This is a genomic window from Gramella sp. MT6 (assembly GCF_019357415.1).
Lineage (GTDB): Bacteria > Bacteroidota > Bacteroidia > Flavobacteriales > Flavobacteriaceae > Christiangramia.
The window spans coordinates 1,800,242-1,818,156 of record NZ_CP048410.1; the positions used below are offsets into that span (position 1 = coordinate 1,800,242).

Genomic DNA, 17,915 nt, shown 5'->3' on the forward strand with positions numbered 1-17,915 from the left:
ATGGAACAAAACGATATTGCAGTAGGATTAGATATTGGAACAACCAAGATTGTGGCTATGATAGGCCGCAAGAATGAGTACGGCAAGGTAGAGATCATTGGGATTGGAAAATCCAAGTCTCTTGGTGTACATAGGGGAGTAGTGAATAATATCACTCAAACCATCCAATCTATCCAGCAGGCAATACAGGAAGCAGAAGCCGATAGTGGTTTAAAGATTAGTGAAGTTGTGGTTGGAATTGCTGGGCAGCATATTAGAAGCCTTCAGCATAGTGATTATATAACCCGTCAGAATCCTGATGAAGTGATAGATGCAGATGATATTCATACGCTTTGCAATCAGGTTCACAAATTGGTGATGTTGCCGGGAGAAGAGATCATACACGTTCTTCCTCAGGAATTCAAAGTAGACGGTCAGGCCGAAATTAAAGAGCCTATCGGGATGTACGGTGGGAGACTGGAAGCTAATTTCCATGTGGTAGTAGGACAGGTTTCTTCTATCAGGAATATTGGAAGATGTGTGAAAAGTGCCGGACTTGAACTTTCAGCCGTTACCCTGGAGCCGTTAGCTTCAGCAAACGCAGTTTTAAGTCAGGAGGAGAAGGAGGCCGGAGTGGCGCTTATTGATATAGGTGGTGGTACAACCGACCTTGCAATTTTCAAAGATGGAATTATTCGTCATACGGCGGTGATTCCTTTCGGAGGTAATGTGATTACTGAAGACATCAAGGAAGGTTGCTCGATCATTGAAAAGCAGGCTGAGTTGCTGAAAATTAAATTCGGTTCAGCATGGCCTGGGGAAAATAAGGATAATGAGATCGTGTCTATTCCGGGATTAAGAGGAAGAGAGCCGAAGGAAATTACCCTGAAGAATCTTTCAAAGATCATTCATGCAAGAGTGGTAGAGATCATCGAGCAGGTTTACCTGGAGATCAAGAACTACGGTCATGATGAGCAAAAGAAAAAATTGATCGCCGGTCTAGTATTAACCGGTGGTGGTGCGCAATTAAAGCATATTAAGCAACTGGCGGAATATATCACTGGGATGGATACCAGGATTGGATATCCTAATGAGCATTTAGCCGGCACGAACGATTCGGAAACTACCAGCCCGGTTTATGCAACCGCTGTTGGTTTGGTAATGAACAGTCTTGAGAAAGGGAATAGCCGTTTTCAGGAAGAAGCTGTTCTTTCAGACAATAGTCCGGTAGAGGATTCCGAAGAAAATGAAGAACGAGATCAGTTTCAGGATGAAGCAGATCAAGAGGAACAAACCTCGAAAAAAGTTGCCCGCAAAAGCATTTTTGATAAGTGGGCAGAAAAATTCAAAGATTTTTTAGATAACGCAGAGTAATAAAGATACAACCAGTAAAACAGAGTTTATGAGCAGTACAGAATTTGGAGACATCTCATTCGATTTACCTAAGAATCAATCGAACGTCATCAAAGTGATAGGAGTAGGCGGTGGAGGAAGCAATGCCATCAACCACATGTTCCAGTTGGGAATTAAAGGGGTTGATTTCGTTGTTTGTAACACAGATTCCCAGGCACTTGAGAACAGTCCGGTTCCTAATAAGATTCAGTTAGGTGTGACCCTTACCGAAGGACTTGGAGCAGGAGCTAATCCAGAAGTTGGAGAAAAAGCAGCAGTAGAGAGTTTTGAGGAAATCAAACAAATGCTGGATACCAATACCAAGATGGTATTTATTACTGCCGGTATGGGTGGTGGTACAGGTACTGGAGCTGCGCCAATTATTGCCAAGCAGGCCAAGGAACTTGGAATTCTAACCGTTGGTATCGTGACCATTCCTTTCCAGTTTGAGGGAAGAAACAGGAATGATCAGGCACAATTAGGAGTGGAAAGGCTTAGAAGCCATGTAGACTCACTAATTGTGATCAACAACAATAAACTTCGTGAAGTTTATGGAAATCTAGGTTTTAAAGCTGGTTTCTCTAAAGCAGATGAAGTTCTGGCTACTGCTTCCAGAGGTATTGCTGAAGTAATTACGCATCACTATACACAGAATATTGACTTGCGGGATGCGAAAACCGTATTGAGCAATTCTGGTACTGCGATCATGGGGTCCGCTCAGGCCTCAGGAGCCAGCAGGGCAACAGATGCCATTATGAAAGCTCTTGACTCTCCGTTATTAAATGATAATAAGATCACCGGTGCCAAAAATGTTTTACTGCTAATTGTATCTGGAAACGAAGAGATCACTATAGACGAAATTGGAGAAATTAACGATCATATTCAGGCAGAAGCCGGTCACAGTGCAAACATCATTATGGGTGTGGGTGAAGACGAGGCCCTGGAAGATTCTATCGCTGTAACTATCATCGCTACTGGTTTCGATGTAGAGCAGCAAAATGAGATCACGAATACTGAAACTAAGAAGATCATCCATACTCTGGAAGATGAGCAAAAAGCTGAACAGGATCTTACTACTAAAAAGACCGGTCCTATTTCCCAGGTGACCAATTCACCGGTAAATAAACCTTCAGAAAATCTTTTGCAATTTGAAGAGCCGGCAAAGGAAGAAAAGATCATTCATACTTTAGATGAGAACATAGAGGAAGTTGACGAAATAGGAAACATTCAAAAAAAAGTAGATGATGTCCTTAAGACTCCAGATTTCGCTAGAAAACTTGATGTGATCTATGAGGAAGTGGATCCTGAAGATTTCATTATCAATGATACCAGCGAAGAGGTAAAAGGTATGGAGGTGAATGAGCCTGAAGAAGTTCAGCCAGAAACCAAAGAACAGTTCATGTTCACTTTTGATATGCCTATGAACCAGGAAGAGGAGAAAAAACCAACTTCCAAATCTGAAGAAGTAACCAGGCATAGTCTTGAGGAAGAAGAGGAAGATACGAGGAATATTAAAGTTAACGAGGCTATCGAGATCGTTCCTGTAACTGAAAGTTCAGCCCAAGGAATTAAGAGATACAGTCTTGATGATTATATGGAAATGGAAGAAAGGCTTGAAAAGTCAAAGGCTCCAAAGAAAGAAGAGCCTAAAGACGAGACTATAGCTTTTGAAAAGAAAACTGTGGCTCCTTCTCCTGAAAAAGAGAATACTGGAGATGATCACGATCCTTTTGATAATCCTATTTCTTCTGAGGTTGTAAGACAAAGAACTGCAGAGAGAAAGGCCAAAATGAAGGAATTCAATTATAAGTTCAGAACTGGATCTGCTCAAATAGACGAGATAGAGAAACAGCCAGCTTATAAAAGAGCAGGAATAGAGCTTGATAATTCAAAACCTGGAGAGGGTAAATTATCCCGTACCAGTATAGATCAGGACGAGAATAATGATCTTCACTTCAGGAAGAACAACTCTTTTCTACATGATAATGTAGATTAATTTTCAACCTAGCCAATAAAAAAGGGACGCAAATCGCGTCCCTTTTTTTATTGGTTAAATCGAGATATAATTAGTTCTGGCTTTGAGCCTGAACTTCATCTGTATCTCTTCTGTACTTCAACATGGAAATTCCTGCTACGAAGAATACGAAGCCAAGGATAGTGAGAGCCCAGGGGCTGAGCATTAATGCAACACTACCAAAAATTCCTAATACTCCCATTACAAGTGCGATCGCACCTCCAATAAGCATAATCATTGCTAAGATTTTAATCATAACTTAAATTATTGGTTATGGAATAAAAGTAGCTAAACAATTGAGACCATGATTAATATTAACAAATTTTAAAATTCCTTTTAGGGAGTTTAACTTGATTTTTCCGAATCTGAGATAAATTAATTCCAGTAGATCATAAAATATTTAATCTTGGCATCATCAGGGATCTGGGACGCCATGATCTTACTGTCTGTATCGTATCTTAGATTGGTGGGTAATTGATTTTTATCGATAGTAATATAGGCGTTGATCTCATCAATAAATACAACCGCAGAATTTATGGTATTCTCTATTCTTGAGATATTATAATTCTCAACGATATCTTTAAAAGTGCTCTTTACGGTAAGACCGTTTTTGGTTTCATACCTGGGATCAAGGATTCTTATATAGCCTATGGTGCTTGTAGAATCGAATTCCTGTAAAGGCTCCAGGCTTAACAATGCTTCTCCATCCTGGCTGTAAATTTTAATTTCATCTGTAGATCTGAATTCCTGGGGTCCGCTGGTTTGACGAACAATGCTGTCATTTTTAAAAATAGAATCTAATTGATTGATCCGGATTTCCTTTTTTAAAGGACCTACCTGGGTGGATGAAATAAGAAATGGATTTTCTTCATCGCTTGTACAGGATGAGATACTTACACATAGACCTAGAATTAATAAAGCTTTTTTGTACATATTAGATTGAGTAGTTTTTATTTTAAAAATTTATTCAGAATGCCTAATACTCCACGAATAAAGGTTGCGCTGGTAAGCACTTTTATTACCGCACCTTCGGTGCTGCTAGTTCGACGCCGGGAGCTTGTTTTTGTTACTTCTTTTCTTTCCTTTTTCGCCTTTTCCTGAGCTTCAGTCCTTTCGGCGATTTCAATTTTTTTATTCAGTATTTCGTAAGCACTTTCCCGGTCTATTTGTCCATTGTATTTTGAAACTAACTGGGACTCATTTATAAGCCTGTCCAGTTCGGTCTCGGTAAGTACATCCATACGACTCATGGGGGCTCTTAGCATTGTGGCAACCAAGGGTGATGGTCTTCCTTTTTCATCCAGAGCCGATACTAAAGCTTCACCTATACCTAACGCTGTAAGCATATTTTTGGTATCGTAAAATTCAGAAACAGGATAATTTTCAGCGGCAAGTTTTATGGCCTTTCTGTCTTTCGCAGTAAAAGCTCTTAGTGCATGCTGTATCTTTAATCCTAATTGTCCCAGAACTTCCTCGGGAACGTCTGCCGGATTTTGGGTTACAAAATAAATTCCCACTCCTTTAGACCGGATTAATTTTACAATGCTTTCTATTTGATCGAGCAAGGCATCTGATGCTTCTTCAAAAATTAGATGTGCCTCATCTATGAACATTACCAGTTCTGGTTTGTCCATATCTCCTTTTTCCGGAAAGGTAGTATAGATCTCTGCCAGCAGGCTGAGCATAAATGTCGAAAAAAGTTTCGGTCGGTCCTGGATATCGGTTAACCTTAGAATGTTTACAAAGCCTTTTCCTTCTTCAGTTTTACGAAGCAGGTCTTTTACATCGAAAGACCTTTCTCCAAAGAACAGGTCTGCGCCTTGTTGTTCCAGGGCCACGATCTTTCTTAGAATAGCTCCTGTAGAAGCTTTGGAGATCCTTCCGTAATTTTCTTCGAATTCTTCCTCGCCCTCTTCGGTAGAATATTGTATGATCTTTTTAAGGTCTTTCAGGTCTAATAGCGGAAGATGATTGTCGTCGCAATACTTGAAGATGATCGCCAGGATCCCTGTTTGAGTTGAAGTAAGGTCCAAAATTCTTGAAAGAAGTACAGGTCCAAATTCGCTCACAGTAGCCCGAAGTCTTATTCCTCTTTGATCTGAAAGCGTAAGTATCTCTGCCGGGGAGTTTTTTGGACTGAAAGGAAAATCGAGTTTTGCATGCCTTTCATTTATGAAAGCTGCACCTTCGGATGCCTTAGCTATCCCGCTAAGATCCCCTTTTACATCCATTAAAAGAACAGGAACTCCTTTTTCAGATAGATTTTCAGCTATTATCTGAAGGGTTTTAGATTTTCCGGTTCCGGTAGCCCCGGCGATCAGGCCATGGCGATTCATTGTTTTTAAGGGGATTTTTACAGAAGCCTGGGAATGTACATTCCCATTAAGCATTCCGGCACCCAGATAAATATAATCACCTTTGGTGGTGTATCCCTTCTGAATCTCTTCAACAAATTGCGCCGCTTTGTCCATTAATGCTAAGTTATTATAAAATTGATAATCCAAAAGAAGAAATTAGGCTCTGTCTCCTGAAATCTTAAAATTGTTTAAATTTAAATATAGGCTTACTTTTATAAATATCCATTTAAACTTTTGCACTAACCAACGATCCCTATATGCGTAAAATACTATTTTTCCCTGTTATCATTTTTTTGATTCAAAGCTGTAGCCTTCAGAATAATGTCCTTAAACAGGTTTCAAAATCTAATGATACCGCGCTATCAGAAGTTTTTAAGAATCCTGAAAAATATGAGGTTCAGATCATTTATTCCAGAATTATCCAAAAGGAGGGAGAAACCACATTTAAAGATTATAAGTATCGCGTGGAGCCTGAAGCTTATTTCTATCCTGCCAGTACGGTGAAACTTCCGGTTGCGGTATTAAGTCTGGAAAAGATAAATGAACTAAATAAAAAAGGCATCAAAATAGATAAACATACCCCATATCATTTGGTAAATGATTCTATTGAACATACGATCGCTGAAGATATTGATGCGATTTTTGCAGTGAGCGATAATAATGCCTATAATCGTCTTTTCGAATTCCTGGGTCAGGATTATATTAATTCCAGGCTGCGAGCTAAAGGTCTTGCTCCAATCAGGATCTCACACCGGTTTTCGGGTGAGGGTTCAGCAGCTACGCAAACAAGGCAATTGGTCTTTGATACTGAAAAAGGAGAATACAAATTACCAATTACCAATAATCAACCGGCAGATTCCTTAAGGATATATAACGTAATTAAAGGGAAAGGGTATATCAAAGATGGAGAAAAGATAAATGAGCCGTTTAGTTTTGAGCTCAAGAATTATTTCCCAATCGAAACTCAGCATAACCTAATGAAAAGGCTGTTTTTTCCGGAAACTTTTGAGGAGAGTAAAACTTTTCAGCTTACTAATCAGGATGAAGATTTCCTGAAAGATGCCATGTCAAGATTACCCAGGGAACTGGATTATGATGAAACCGAATATTATGACAGCTATGGTAAATTCTTTATGTATGGCGATTCAAAAGAGAAAATTCCTTCTAATGTGAAGATATATAATAAAGTTGGCTATGCCTATGGAACCCTTACCGAAACTGCCTATATAAAAGATATTGAAAATGACATTGAATTCCTTATTTCAGCTACTCTTCTGGTAAATGAAAACGGAATTTTCAATGATAACGATTATGAATATGACGAAATAGGTATACCATTTCTGGCAGAACTGGGACGAGAAATATATAAGTCTGAATTAGAAAGGAAAAAATAAAATCAGGGGAGTCAAAGTATAATTCAGGATTCAGGACCTGGTAATAAATAATAGACTCTGAACCCTGAATTATTCATTATTTCACTGCCGGATTTAATAACTGAATTGTTCCGGCGTTAGCATCCATTTCCGCTTCTATCCCGTTTGGAATGGTCACATTATCATCAATATGACCTATCATTGCTCCGGAATATGCAGGAATGTTCAAAGGCTTAATAAAATGATCTATTACTTCTTCCATGGTCAATGAACCATAACCACTACCACCGGGGTCGCAATCTGTGCATTTACCGAATACAAATCCGCTGATCTCATTAAACACTCCGGCGAGATATAACTGAGTCATCATTCTATCTACTGCATAGATCTTTTCACCCACATCTTCAAGGTACAGGATCTTACCTTTCCAGTCTGTAGGGAAATATTCAGAACCCATGATTCCCGTGAGAACAGATAGGTTACCTCCTAAAAGCTGTCCTTTAGTTGTGCCTTCATGTATGGTCCTGATCCTGTTTTTGGTTTGTACCAATTCATCTCCTTTATTTACTGGATTTTCATATTTGATGGCTTCTTTATCGAAAAGCAAACGTTTTAGATAATCTGCGCTAAAGGAATTCCAGGTTGAAACAGCCACCGGGCCATGAAAGGTAACCAGTCCTGTCTTTGCGTAAATAGCCATATGTAGGGCAGTGATGTCACTATATCCAATAAAAATTTTCGGATTCTTCTTAATGGCCTCATAGTCCAGTTTATCCAAAATCCTGGCAGCACCTGAACCTCCTCTTAAGGCGATCACTGCCTTGATAGAATCATCCCGAAACATATCGTTGAATTCCTCGGCTCTTTCTTCATCGGTACCCGCGAGATGTCCGTACCGGTTTCTTGTATTTTGGCCAAATTTGACCTTTAGGCCCATGGCTTCGAAAGACTCCTTCGCGATCTCGTAAGGCTCAGATTCAAAAATGGCACTGGCCGGGCTAACGATACCTATGGTGTCTCCTTCCTGGAGCGCTTCAGGAATAATCTTGTCTGTAGTGGTTATAGAATTCCCAGGAGAGCCAATAGAGGTTGGATCTAGTGGGAGTAAAAGTCCGCCGATACCTATATTTCTTATAAATTTTCTTCTTTGCATTATTGTGGGTCTGATTTAATAATTATCTCTGATCCTTTCCATAATTCTGGTCATGCCTTGCTTTAATTCTGAAGTAGGAACAGTATAATTGCTGTTCATGAAGCTAAAAATAAGAATTCTACCGCTTTTGGTGACCAGGAATCCGCTCAGGCTATGATTATTTCTTAGAGTTCCCGTCTTCGCATAAATATATGGAGTCTCAGCTTTATAGTAATTCTTTAAGGTTCCTGATTCTCCTCCAACAGCCAATATTTTGAATAGTTTTTCAACCGGCATTTCTTTTTCGATCTTTTGTATCAGTTTTACCATAGACCGCGGAGTAAAGAGATTGTATCTGGAAAGTCCAGACCCGTCATACCACATAGGTTCATCAGGCAGGTCTTTCAGATAAGTTTCTTTCATATGATCTATAGCGATGCTGGTTTTTAGGGAATCTGAAACTTTATCAGCAGCCATAAGAAGGATCTGTTCCGCGATAAAATTATCACTAACCTGCATCATTTGTTTGTATATACTATCTGCAGGGACACTATAAATGGTTTGATCAAAATTGAGTTCTTTAATGTCGCCGGTATAGACCTTCACGGTATCCTGGATAGTATCTGAAATTATTTCGGTGATAAGTTTATTCGAAAAATGAAAGGGAATATGTTGAGTGAAATCTCCTGTTCTTTTAAACTCCTGAAATTCCATTTTATTAGAAGCAATATCCCGTTGGGTATACTTATTAGTTGGGTCTGTTGGTTTTACGGGACTAATGGAATCTTTAAAACTTTGAGGTTTTACTGAAGAGGGGCTTGAACTGCCTTCTTCAAATTTCACTTCGATCAGATTGCCATAAATGGGGAGATCAATTTTTTCCGCGGAATAATAAGAATCATAATCATCCCAGGCCCACCCGGGACCCAATCTCTTCTCTTTGTGAATAGGCGGGGCATAAAATAACTTCTTTCCACTATCCTTTAAAAAGTTTAAAACGTTTGATTCCGGAAGATCAGGGTTCAGAAATGAAGGATCTCCAGTTCCTTTAAAGATCAAACTATCTCCTTTTATAGTGTACTTAAGCCCTGGAATAGAATCATCAAGAATTTTTAAGCCCGTATATAAGGAAAACAGCTTGGTGTTCGACGCAGGTGTAAAGTATTTATCTGCATTGTGGGCATATAGCATTTTATCTGAAACAGGATCATAAAGAGCAAATCCTGCAAAGCCTTTTTTAAATTCTGGAGCCTCGTAGAAATCTTTTTCAATTTTTTTATTCGTTTTTTTTATTGCCGAACAAGAGGTTATTAATAGCGTAGCCAGGGCTAAAATTAAAGCTAGATTAACATTTGTTGATCTAATTTTCAGCTTTATAGGGTTTTTGGAATATTCATGGAACATGTTAAAAACGTAGGTTTTAATTACTATTGTTGAAAGATAGTTGATAATAGTTAAATATTTTAATAAGATAGTGAACTTTTATAAAATTAGATATCTTATATTTAAACTTCATTCACAATTAATTAACAAATAAGGTATGAAATTAAAAACTACGTTAATAGCCATTCTGGCTGTTTTTCAATTTGCATCCTTGTTAGCACAGCAAAGTTCTGTTAGTGGTTTAGTAACCGAATCTGATTCTGGTGAACCATTATTTGGAGTAAATGTGCTGATTAAAGGTACGAATCGGGGTACAATCACCAATTCAGACGGTACTTATCAAATAGATGTAGCACCGGGAGAAGTCCTGGTTTTCTCATCTGTAGGATTTGAAACAAAGGAAATTTCCTATACAGGGCAATCAACCCTTGATGTAACTTTGGTAGAAGACCTGGAAAGTCTGGATGAGGTTGTTGTGACTTCCTTTGGTATTGAACAGGAAAAGAAGTCCCTGGGTTATGCGGTACAGGAAATAGGCTCGGAAGAGATCACTAAAACGAAACAGCAAAACCTGGTAAGTGCCTTACAAGGACAGGCTGCAGGGGTTCAGGTTACGAATTCTGGGGGAGCGCCCGGTATGAGTGCCAGGATCATTATTCGTGGGGTGAACTCATTAGATCCAAATGCAGATAACCAGCCGTTATTTGTAATAGACGGGGTGCCAATCGATAACTCTACGGTGGAATCTGCTGGGACACCACGTGGTCTTTCCAACAGGGCTGCAGATATCAATCCAAATGATATTGAATCTCTAAACATTCTAAAAGGTGCCGCCGCAACTGCACTATATGGTGTAAGAGCAGCAAATGGAGCGGTAATCATTACCACTAAAAAAGGTAAAGCAGGGAGAGTTCGTATTAATTTGAATAGCTCAGTAGGTTTTGATGAGATCAATCAATATCCGGATTTTCAGGAAACTTATGGTCAGGGGTTTTCAGGGGTATACGATCCTAATTCATTCTGGCCTAACTGGGGACCTTCCATGGAAGAGATTAATCAAATAGATCCAAACGTAAGATTTTATGATATCTGGTCTGATGCCATGAGAAAAGGTATGCAGTATGATAATAACGTAAGCATTTCTGGAGGTAGTGAAAATGCGACTTTTTACGGTTCCATAGGGAAACTTGATCAGGAAGGGGTTATTCCTTTTAGTGACTGGGGAAGGACTTCAGCAAAATTAAGTGGTGAAGTGAAATTTAGTGAAAAGTTCAAGTTTTCAGGAAATATCAACTACAGTGTTTCAGGTGGTAATCGTGTTCCTCACGATCGTTTCATGGAACGTCTGGTATACTGGGCGCCGAATCATGATGTTGAAGATTATATAAATCCTGATGGGACCATGAAGACCTATCAGAATACCAACCCTATCTATGATGCCCGCTTCAGTACTTTTGAAGATGAGGTAAATAGAACAGTCGGGAATTTAAGATTTACCTATAGTCCGGTAGAGTGGTTAGACCTTACCTATTTAATAGGAACGGATTTTTATAGTGATAGAAGAACCGAGATCACTCCGGGTCCTCTAGGAATAGATGGAGAAGTTCCTTTAAGTAGCACAGGGTTCATTAGAGAAACCAGGATTAATAGTCGAGATATCAACTCTAACTTTTTCGTGACCTTCAAAAATGACTGGACCGAAAAATTTAATACAACCCTGCGTGTAGGTAATGATATCTTCGAAAGAGATTATGAAAGACTGGATGCCACAGGAGAGAATTTTGTGATTCCAGAATTTTATGATCTTAGTTATGCCAGCCAGATCTCTACTTCTCAGGATAAAAGAAAGAGAAGACTTGTAGGATTGTATGGAGATCTAATGCTTAACTACGACGAGATGATCTTCCTTAACGTTACGGCGAGAAATGACTGGACATCTACTCTTCCAATCGGGAACAATTCCTTTTTCTACCCATCGGTGAATCTTGGTTATGTATTTACTGAAAGTTTTGAGCAGCCAGATTGGTTTACTTTTGGTAAATTAAGAGGTTCCTGGGCGCAGGTAGGTAAGGATACAGATCCGTATCTAATTGGGCAGACTTATTCATCACCATCTATTTATCCGTTAGGAGGGCAGGTAGGATTTACAAGATTCAGCCAGTTTGGGGATCTTGAATTAAAACCTGAAAAAACCACAGCGATAGAATTTGGTACAGATCTTAGATTTTTTGAGAACAGGTTAGGTATAGATGTAACCTGGTATAAATCTAATAGTAAAGATCAGATCATTCCGGTTCCTGTAAGTGAGAGCGCAGGATTCTCAACTTTCGTTACTAATGCGGGAGAAATTGAGAACCGCGGATGGGAATTTATTTTAAGAGGGACCCCTGTGCAAAGCGAAGATTTTAGATGGGATGTTTCTTTCAATGCTTCCTATAACAGGAACGAAGTTAAGAGTATTAGAGAAGGGATTGAAGAGATCGTAGTTGGTAGCCAGTTTGGTTATGGAGGTTCTTCAGTAACCATTAAATTGCTTGAAGGTGAGCCGTACGGGAACATTTTTGGAACGAGCTATTCCAGGTTTGGTGCAGATGAGAACAGTATCTATTTAAATGAAGGTCTTCCTATTATTGTTGGAGAAAATGGGTTCCCTTCCCGAAACAGCTCTCAACTGGTTCTGGGAAATACCACTCCAAAATGGATTGGAGGTTTAAAGAACGACTTTACCTTTAAAGGTTTTGATTTCTCTTTCCTTATCGATTTTAGAGCAGGAGTAGATCAATATAACCAATATGATAACTTCTTCTCTGCATTCGGTATTGCAGAATACACTTTAAATAGAAATGAGACTATTGTGTTTGATGGTGTACTTGCAGACGGATCTCCAAACACCCAGTCTGTATGGCTAGGTCAGGGAGTAGGACCAGATGGTAGAGATTACGGTGCTGGTTTCTATAGAAATACCTACCGTACGGTAAGTGAGAACTTTGTGCAGGATGCGGCTTTCATTAAACTAAGAAACCTTACCCTTGGATATAATTTCCAGGAAAATGTATTGAAAGTATTGCCATTTGAATCGGCAAGAATTTCTGTAGCTGCAAATAACATTATTCTTTATACTCCCTGGGATGGATTTGATCCGGAATCATTCAGCTCAGGTGCAGGAGGAAATGCAACTGGTTTAACAGGACTTGGTTACCCGGGTGTTCGAAGCTATTTCTTTACCCTAAACCTTGGACTTTAAAATTTAAAAATTTTGGATATGAAATTTAAGATCAAAAAATACAAATACGCGATCCTCGCAGTTGCCTTTAGCTTTGCTTCCTGTGATGATTATCTCGATATTAATGATAACCCCAATAACCCAACCGAAGCGCCGCTTGCTGGGTTAATGGTGAATTCAACATACGAATCTTCGCAGAACACTTTCAGGATGGGTGATATTGCCACTAATTATGTTCAGTATTTGGCGTCTCCTAATGCTGCGAGTTCATCAGATATTATGGAGCCCGTTAGTTATAGTGGAACATGGGGAGCTCTTTATAATGTAATGACAGATATTAATGATATGATCCTGAAGGCCCAGGCTGAAGAGGCTAATCATTATGAAGGAGTAGGCCAGATCCTAATGGCTTACAATCTTGGATTAACGGTAGATGCCTGGGGGCAGGTTCCTTATAGCGAAGCCTTCAATTTTGTAACGGTAACACCTTCATATGATGATGATGCGCAGCTATATGAAGAAATTTTAGGGCTTCTGGACCTTGGTATTGCAAATCTTTCCGCAGAGACAAGCACGTCTATAGGTGAAGATGACTTTATCTATAATGGGGATGCTGAAAAATGGGTGAAATTCGCTTATATGCTGAAGGCAAGATACCTTAATCACTATAGCGAGACAGGAAGTTACGATCCATCAGCGGTACTTGCTGCTGTGGACAATGGGTTTGATAGCAACGAAGATGATGCTCAAATGGAATACTTTGCCGAGCAGTTTAACCCGTGGGCAGATGTGGCCATTGATAATGCGAATCTTTTCCTTGGAGGATGGATCTCTGAACAATTTATCCAGGCTTTAGATGGAACTACTTTTGGGCTAGAAGATCCAAGATTGCCTTTAATGGTAGGAGCTACAGATGATGGTGAATATATTGGTACCGAAAATGGTGCGGGTAGAGGAAATGCGCCAGAGCAGGGGGCAAGATCTGTTCTGGAAGAAGGTGATTTCTATACCACGCGCCAGGGTCCTGTTTTACTTGGGACTTATGCTGAACAGAAATTTATTGAAGCCGAAGCTGCTTTTGGTGTGGATAAAGACAGGTCTTACCAGGCATATTTAGCTGGTATCAGAGCTCATATGACAAAAATAGGAGTTGAATCTTCTGAAATTGAGGCTTATATCAACTCTCCTGAAGTTAGTATGGGAGTAGAAAGTTTTTCGATAGATGATATCTTCAAAGAGAAGTGGGTGGCTATGTTCCTTAATCCTGAAGCGTGGGTGGATGCTCGTCGTTATGATTATAACTACGAAGATTTTGACCTGCCTGCGAATGTAAACCCTGACCTTAATGGTATGTTCATTAGAAGGCTGGCTTACCCGGATTCCGAGGTCAGCAGAAATGGGAATAACGTTCCAGATGTGACTTTACTTGATGCTATCTTTTGGGATGAATAGTAAATAATTAAATTTAAGGCCCCGCTATGACGGGGCTTTTTTTGTTTTAAAAATCCAGATATGAAAAATCAACAGCTTTTAATTATTCTCATTTGTCTGGGATTAAGTCTATCTTCCTGTAAAAGTTCTAAGATTATCGACAGGCCTATAGATTTTGAACAGGACCGTATCGATCTCTCTTTAGAATATATGAATGAGCGCTATGGATTGAATAAAGAAACTCCTGCAATAGATCCTAAGATGGTCGTTCTTCACTGGACGGCGATTCCCACGCTTGAAAGTTCGTTCAACGCATTTAAAAGATCTATATTACCACAATCCAGGGAGGCAATTTCTGGTGCCAGTCAACTGAATGTTTCTTCCCATTTCCTGGTAGACAGGGACGGCACGATTTATCGATTAATGCCAGAAACCATCATGGCAAGGCATGTGATCGGATTGAACCATGTTGCAATTGGAGTTGAAAATGTTGGAGGGACCAAAGAAACTCCTTTGACCGATGCTCAGCTCCAGGCTAATATCTGGCTGGTAAATTATTTAAGTGATAAATATGATATCGAATACGTGATAGGTCATTATGAATATACAAATTTTGAAGACCATGAATTATGGTTAGAAAAGGATGCCGGCTATCGGACTGAAAAGACCGATCCGGGAAAAGAATTTATGAAAAAGGTTAGAGAGGGAACAAAGAACAGGGATTTTAAGGAAGTTCCATCAAAATAAAATTATGAAGAAAAAATTATTGCTCGTCGCGGTGATCTTAATGGTGACAGGTATCGCAAGTGCACAAAAGGATGATTTTGCCGAAAAGTTATTTGCAAACTATTCTACATTCAAGGAAGAGGCCATTACCAAAAGAAGGATAAAGCATGATAATATTCTGTCGCTGCTTGAAGACCTGAAATCAGAAAAGAATATCCAGATACAGAAGGTGGGAGAGTCTATTGAAGGCCGAAGTCTTCACCTTGTTAGTTTAGGAGAAGGGGATACCGATGTTTTCCTGTGGTCCCAAATGCATGGAGATGAATCCACAGCGACCATGGCCATCTTCGATATCCTTAATTTTTTCAATTCAGATGATTATAAAGCAGAAAAGGAGGAGATGTTGCAGAATTCACGCATACATTTTCTACCAATGCTTAATCCAGATGGAGCTGAAGAATTTACCCGCCGTAATGCTCTGGGTATAGATGTGAATCGGGACGCCTTAAGATTGCAGTCTCCTGAAGCTAAAACTTTAAAAAGAATAAGGGATAGCCTTGATGCTGATTTTGGTTTTAATCTTCACGATCAAAGCAAATATTACAATGCCGAAAGAACTGAAAAACCTGCAACGATCTCATTCCTTGCTCCGGCCTATAATTATGAAAAGGAAATAAACGAGGTTAGGGGAAATGCCATGAAGGTGATCGTAAGGATGAATGAGGTTTTACAGCAGTTTGCCCCAGGGCAGGTGGGACGCTATAATGACGATTTTGAACCCCGGGCTTTTGGGGATAATATCCAGAAATGGGGAACGAGTACAATTCTTATTGAATCTGGAGGTTATCCCGGGGATCCGGAAAAACAGGAGATCAGAAAACTCAATTTTGTAAGCATCTTGTCTGCATTAAAGGCTATTGCTACAGAAGATTATAAGACTGAAGAAATCTCAGATTACGAGAATATTCCTAATAACGACAGGATGTTATTCGATCTTAAATTGTTAGGTCTAAGCTATGATTTAAACGGGCAATCTTACGTATTGGATCTGGGAGTTAATCTGTCTGAAAATGACCTTGAAGATAATTCAGAATTTTATTATTCTGGCAGAATTGTAGACCAGGGAGATCTTTCAACCAGTTACGGATATAAACAAATAGATGCCAGCGGGATGCATCTGGAGTTGGGGAAAGTTTTTCCTAACAAGATCAATTCAGAAAAAGAGCTTCAGGAAATTGATGCCGGTAAAATACTGGAGGAAGGGTATGCATATGTGCGAGTGGATACTTCCCTTTTAGATAAGAAATTTTCTGACTCTCCTTTAAACCTTGTGTCTGAAGATTTTGAAGTTAATAAAAATTTACAGCCAGGAAAGGATGCTAATTTTTTTCTTTATGAAAATGGCGAAGTGGAATATGCTGTTATTAATGGATTTCTGGTAGATCCCAAAAAAGCAGAAAGCGAGATCAAGAATACGCTTATCTACAAATAGCTGGTAAAATTTATTCAGATTGGCTTAAGTATTCCAGATGATATAGTTTGCTTATCTTTGCACGCTATGATTTCAGAAGAGACAAAAGAGTTGGTAGACAAAGGAATTATGCTTCCGTTGATGGAAGAATTCTATACCATACAGGGTGAAGGATATCACAAGGGAACCGCCGCATACTTCATCAGGATTGGTGGTTGCGATGTGGGTTGTCATTGGTGCGATGTAAAGGAAAGCTGGGATGCTGAGGTGCATCCGCCTACTCATATAGGTCAGATTGTTGAAAATGCTACTAAGTTTAGTAAAACGATAGTGATAACGGGAGGGGAACCTCTTACGTGGGATATGACCGAGTTGACCGGAAACCTGAAAAAGAAAGGCTGTGATATTCATATTGAAACTTCTGGTGCTTACGATCTTACCGGAACCTGGGACTGGATCTGTCTTTCTCCTAAAAAGATCAAATTACCTAAACCTGAAATTTATCCGCTGGCTCACGAACTTAAAGTGATCGTTTTTAATAAACATGACCTTAAGTTTGCTGAAGAACAAGCCGCTTTGGTAAGCGACAACTGTATTTTATACCTTCAGCCTGAGTGGAGCAACCGGGAAAAGATGATCCCGTTAATTGTAGATTATGTAATGAAGAATCCTAAATGGAAGGTTTCATTACAAACACATAAATATCTCAATATTCCATAAAAAAACGCCCATATAGGGCGTTTTTCAATTTATGTTGGTTCAATATTATTTGACAGATTCAAAAGGAACTTTAACGTAACTGTCGTCCCATCCTATCAAAAGATCTGCTCCGTTACTGGATTCCTGAAATGCCATTGAAAGAGATTCAATAGTATTTGGTGCTTGTCTCACAGGAACATTGATCCTTACTTTATCTTCTTTAGATGAATATTCGTATGCTCCCCAGGTATTGGTCTTATTGTTTAAAATTACTGTCCATTCTTTCTCACCTGGGATAGTGTATAAAGTATAGGTTCCAGCCTTAACTTCAGCGTCAGCGATTTTCATATCCTGGTAAAAGGTGATCTCGGTAGCCTCGTTCGCACCGGTTCTCCATACTTCTCCGTAAGGAATAAGTTTACCAAAAATCTCGCGGTTGCGTTTTTGAGGTCGGCTGTAGATTACTCTCGCTACGGCCTGGTCGTTCTCATCTTTATACATCGCTAGATCCATTGGACTCGCATCCATTTTTGAAAATTTCAATTCTTCCTTTGAAAAATTGATCTTATCCTCGTCCTGTGCATTCACAGGGTTAGAAATAAACGAACAAAGGATTCCAAATCCTCCTATTATAAGCTTTTTCATGATTTTCGTAATTAGTTTTAATTCGCATTAAAGATAACGGTTGACATGTGTAGCATTTGTTAAAAAAGAATAAAGTTGCTGTTAAAATTT

Annotated in this window: 14 protein-coding genes; 8 read left to right on the plus strand and 6 right to left on the minus strand. The window is 39.3% G+C overall.

What is annotated here, in order from left to right; all coding sequences use genetic code 11:
• On the plus strand, positions 1 to 1,353 hold the full coding sequence (ftsA, locus tag G3I01_RS08065; protein WP_219552614.1) for a cell division protein FtsA: 1,353 nt from the start codon (positions 1 to 3) through the stop codon (positions 1,351 to 1,353).
• Between the two features lie 28 nt (positions 1,354 to 1,381).
• A complete protein-coding gene (gene ftsZ, locus G3I01_RS08070) occupies positions 1,382 to 3,367 on the plus strand; it encodes a cell division protein FtsZ (RefSeq protein ID WP_219552616.1) in 1,986 nt (661 codons plus the stop codon).
• Positions 3,368 to 3,437: 70 nt separating this feature from the next.
• Here the strand turns inward: ftsZ and G3I01_RS08075 are convergent, their stop codons facing one another.
• The 3 genes from G3I01_RS08075 to G3I01_RS08085 form a co-directional block, all read right to left on the minus strand.
• Positions 3,438 to 3,641 carry a hypothetical protein gene (locus tag G3I01_RS08075; RefSeq protein WP_219552618.1) on the minus strand — a complete coding sequence of 68 codons (204 nt, stop codon included), beginning with the start codon at positions 3,639 to 3,641 and terminating at the stop codon, positions 3,438 to 3,440.
• Positions 3,642 to 3,760: 119 nt separating this feature from the next.
• The gene (locus tag G3I01_RS08080; protein WP_219552620.1) at positions 3,761 to 4,318 is read right to left on the minus strand and encodes a hypothetical protein; all 558 of its coding nucleotides are present in this window, start codon (positions 4,316 to 4,318) and stop codon (positions 3,761 to 3,763) included.
• Between the two features lie 17 nt (positions 4,319 to 4,335).
• Positions 4,336 to 5,856: a helicase HerA-like domain-containing protein gene (locus G3I01_RS08085; protein WP_219552622.1), complete on the minus strand. Its 1,521-nt coding sequence runs from the start codon at positions 5,854 to 5,856 to the stop codon at positions 4,336 to 4,338.
• A 143-nt stretch (positions 5,857 to 5,999) separates the two neighbouring features.
• Here G3I01_RS08085 and G3I01_RS08090 point away from each other — a divergent pair, with 143 nt between their 5' ends.
• Positions 6,000 to 7,136 (plus strand): serine hydrolase, encoded by a 1,137-nt coding sequence (locus G3I01_RS08090; RefSeq protein WP_219552624.1) that lies wholly within the window; start codon positions 6,000 to 6,002, stop codon positions 7,134 to 7,136.
• A 76-nt stretch (positions 7,137 to 7,212) separates the two neighbouring features.
• Here the strand turns inward: G3I01_RS08090 and G3I01_RS08095 are convergent, their stop codons facing one another.
• Positions 7,213 to 8,268 (minus strand): LD-carboxypeptidase, encoded by a 1,056-nt coding sequence (locus tag G3I01_RS08095; protein ID WP_219552626.1) that lies wholly within the window; start codon positions 8,266 to 8,268, stop codon positions 7,213 to 7,215.
• Positions 8,269 to 8,283: 15 nt separating this feature from the next.
• On the minus strand, positions 8,284 to 9,651 hold the full coding sequence (locus G3I01_RS08100) for a D-alanyl-D-alanine carboxypeptidase (RefSeq protein ID WP_219552628.1): 1,368 nt from the start codon (positions 9,649 to 9,651) through the stop codon (positions 8,284 to 8,286).
• A gap of 136 nt (positions 9,652 to 9,787) precedes the next feature.
• Between G3I01_RS08100 and G3I01_RS08105 the strand changes: the two genes are divergently transcribed.
• The 5 genes from G3I01_RS08105 (at position 9,788) to G3I01_RS08125 (ending at position 17,201) form a co-directional block, all read left to right on the plus strand.
• The gene (locus G3I01_RS08105; RefSeq protein WP_219552630.1) at positions 9,788 to 12,874 is read left to right on the plus strand and encodes a SusC/RagA family TonB-linked outer membrane protein; all 3,087 of its coding nucleotides are present in this window, start codon (positions 9,788 to 9,790) and stop codon (positions 12,872 to 12,874) included.
• Positions 12,875 to 12,892: 18 nt separating this feature from the next.
• Positions 12,893 to 14,305 carry a SusD/RagB family nutrient-binding outer membrane lipoprotein gene (locus tag G3I01_RS08110; RefSeq protein ID WP_219552632.1) on the plus strand — a complete coding sequence of 471 codons (1,413 nt, stop codon included), beginning with the start codon at positions 12,893 to 12,895 and terminating at the stop codon, positions 14,303 to 14,305.
• Positions 14,306 to 14,365: 60 nt separating this feature from the next.
• Positions 14,366 to 15,031 (plus strand): peptidoglycan recognition family protein, encoded by a 666-nt coding sequence (locus G3I01_RS08115; protein ID WP_219552634.1) that lies wholly within the window; start codon positions 14,366 to 14,368, stop codon positions 15,029 to 15,031.
• Between the two features lie 4 nt (positions 15,032 to 15,035).
• Positions 15,036 to 16,502: a M14 metallopeptidase family protein gene (locus G3I01_RS08120; protein ID WP_219552636.1), complete on the plus strand. Its 1,467-nt coding sequence runs from the start codon at positions 15,036 to 15,038 to the stop codon at positions 16,500 to 16,502.
• 66 nt (positions 16,503 to 16,568) lie between these two features.
• Complete coding sequence (locus G3I01_RS08125) at positions 16,569 to 17,201, plus strand: 7-carboxy-7-deazaguanine synthase QueE (protein ID WP_219552638.1); 633 nt, start codon at positions 16,569 to 16,571, stop codon at positions 17,199 to 17,201.
• 45 nt (positions 17,202 to 17,246) lie between these two features.
• Here the strand turns inward: G3I01_RS08125 and G3I01_RS08130 are convergent, their stop codons facing one another.
• Entirely contained in the window at positions 17,247 to 17,825 is a 579-nt protein-coding gene (locus G3I01_RS08130) for a DUF2911 domain-containing protein (protein WP_219552640.1), read from the minus strand.
• Between the last annotated feature and the right edge of the window lie 90 nt (positions 17,826 to 17,915).

What these genes read in the sequence shown, in the direction of transcription:
- ftsA (WP_219552614.1), top strand. Translation starts at nt 1, where the DNA reads ATGGAACAAAACGATATTGCAGTAGGATTAGATATTGGAACAACCAAG.
- ftsZ (WP_219552616.1), top strand. Translation starts at nt 1,382, where the DNA reads ATGAGCAGTACAGAATTTGGAGACATCTCATTCGATTTACCTAAGAAT.
- G3I01_RS08075 (WP_219552618.1), bottom strand. Translation starts at nt 3,641, where the DNA reads ATGATTAAAATCTTAGCAATGATTATGCTTATTGGAGGTGCGATCGCA.
- G3I01_RS08080 (WP_219552620.1), bottom strand. Translation starts at nt 4,318, where the DNA reads ATGTACAAAAAAGCTTTATTAATTCTAGGTCTATGTGTAAGTATCTCA.
- G3I01_RS08085 (WP_219552622.1), bottom strand. Translation starts at nt 5,856, where the DNA reads ATGGACAAAGCGGCGCAATTTGTTGAAGAGATTCAGAAGGGATACACC.
- G3I01_RS08090 (WP_219552624.1), top strand. Translation starts at nt 6,000, where the DNA reads ATGCGTAAAATACTATTTTTCCCTGTTATCATTTTTTTGATTCAAAGC.
- G3I01_RS08095 (WP_219552626.1), bottom strand. Translation starts at nt 8,268, where the DNA reads ATGCAAAGAAGAAAATTTATAAGAAATATAGGTATCGGCGGACTTTTA.
- G3I01_RS08100 (WP_219552628.1), bottom strand. Translation starts at nt 9,651, where the DNA reads ATGTTCCATGAATATTCCAAAAACCCTATAAAGCTGAAAATTAGATCA.
- G3I01_RS08105 (WP_219552630.1), top strand. Translation starts at nt 9,788, where the DNA reads ATGAAATTAAAAACTACGTTAATAGCCATTCTGGCTGTTTTTCAATTT.
- G3I01_RS08110 (WP_219552632.1), top strand. Translation starts at nt 12,893, where the DNA reads ATGAAATTTAAGATCAAAAAATACAAATACGCGATCCTCGCAGTTGCC.
- G3I01_RS08115 (WP_219552634.1), top strand. Translation starts at nt 14,366, where the DNA reads ATGAAAAATCAACAGCTTTTAATTATTCTCATTTGTCTGGGATTAAGT.
- G3I01_RS08120 (WP_219552636.1), top strand. Translation starts at nt 15,036, where the DNA reads ATGAAGAAAAAATTATTGCTCGTCGCGGTGATCTTAATGGTGACAGGT.
- G3I01_RS08125 (WP_219552638.1), top strand. Translation starts at nt 16,569, where the DNA reads ATGATTTCAGAAGAGACAAAAGAGTTGGTAGACAAAGGAATTATGCTT.
- G3I01_RS08130 (WP_219552640.1), bottom strand. Translation starts at nt 17,825, where the DNA reads ATGAAAAAGCTTATAATAGGAGGATTTGGAATCCTTTGTTCGTTTATT.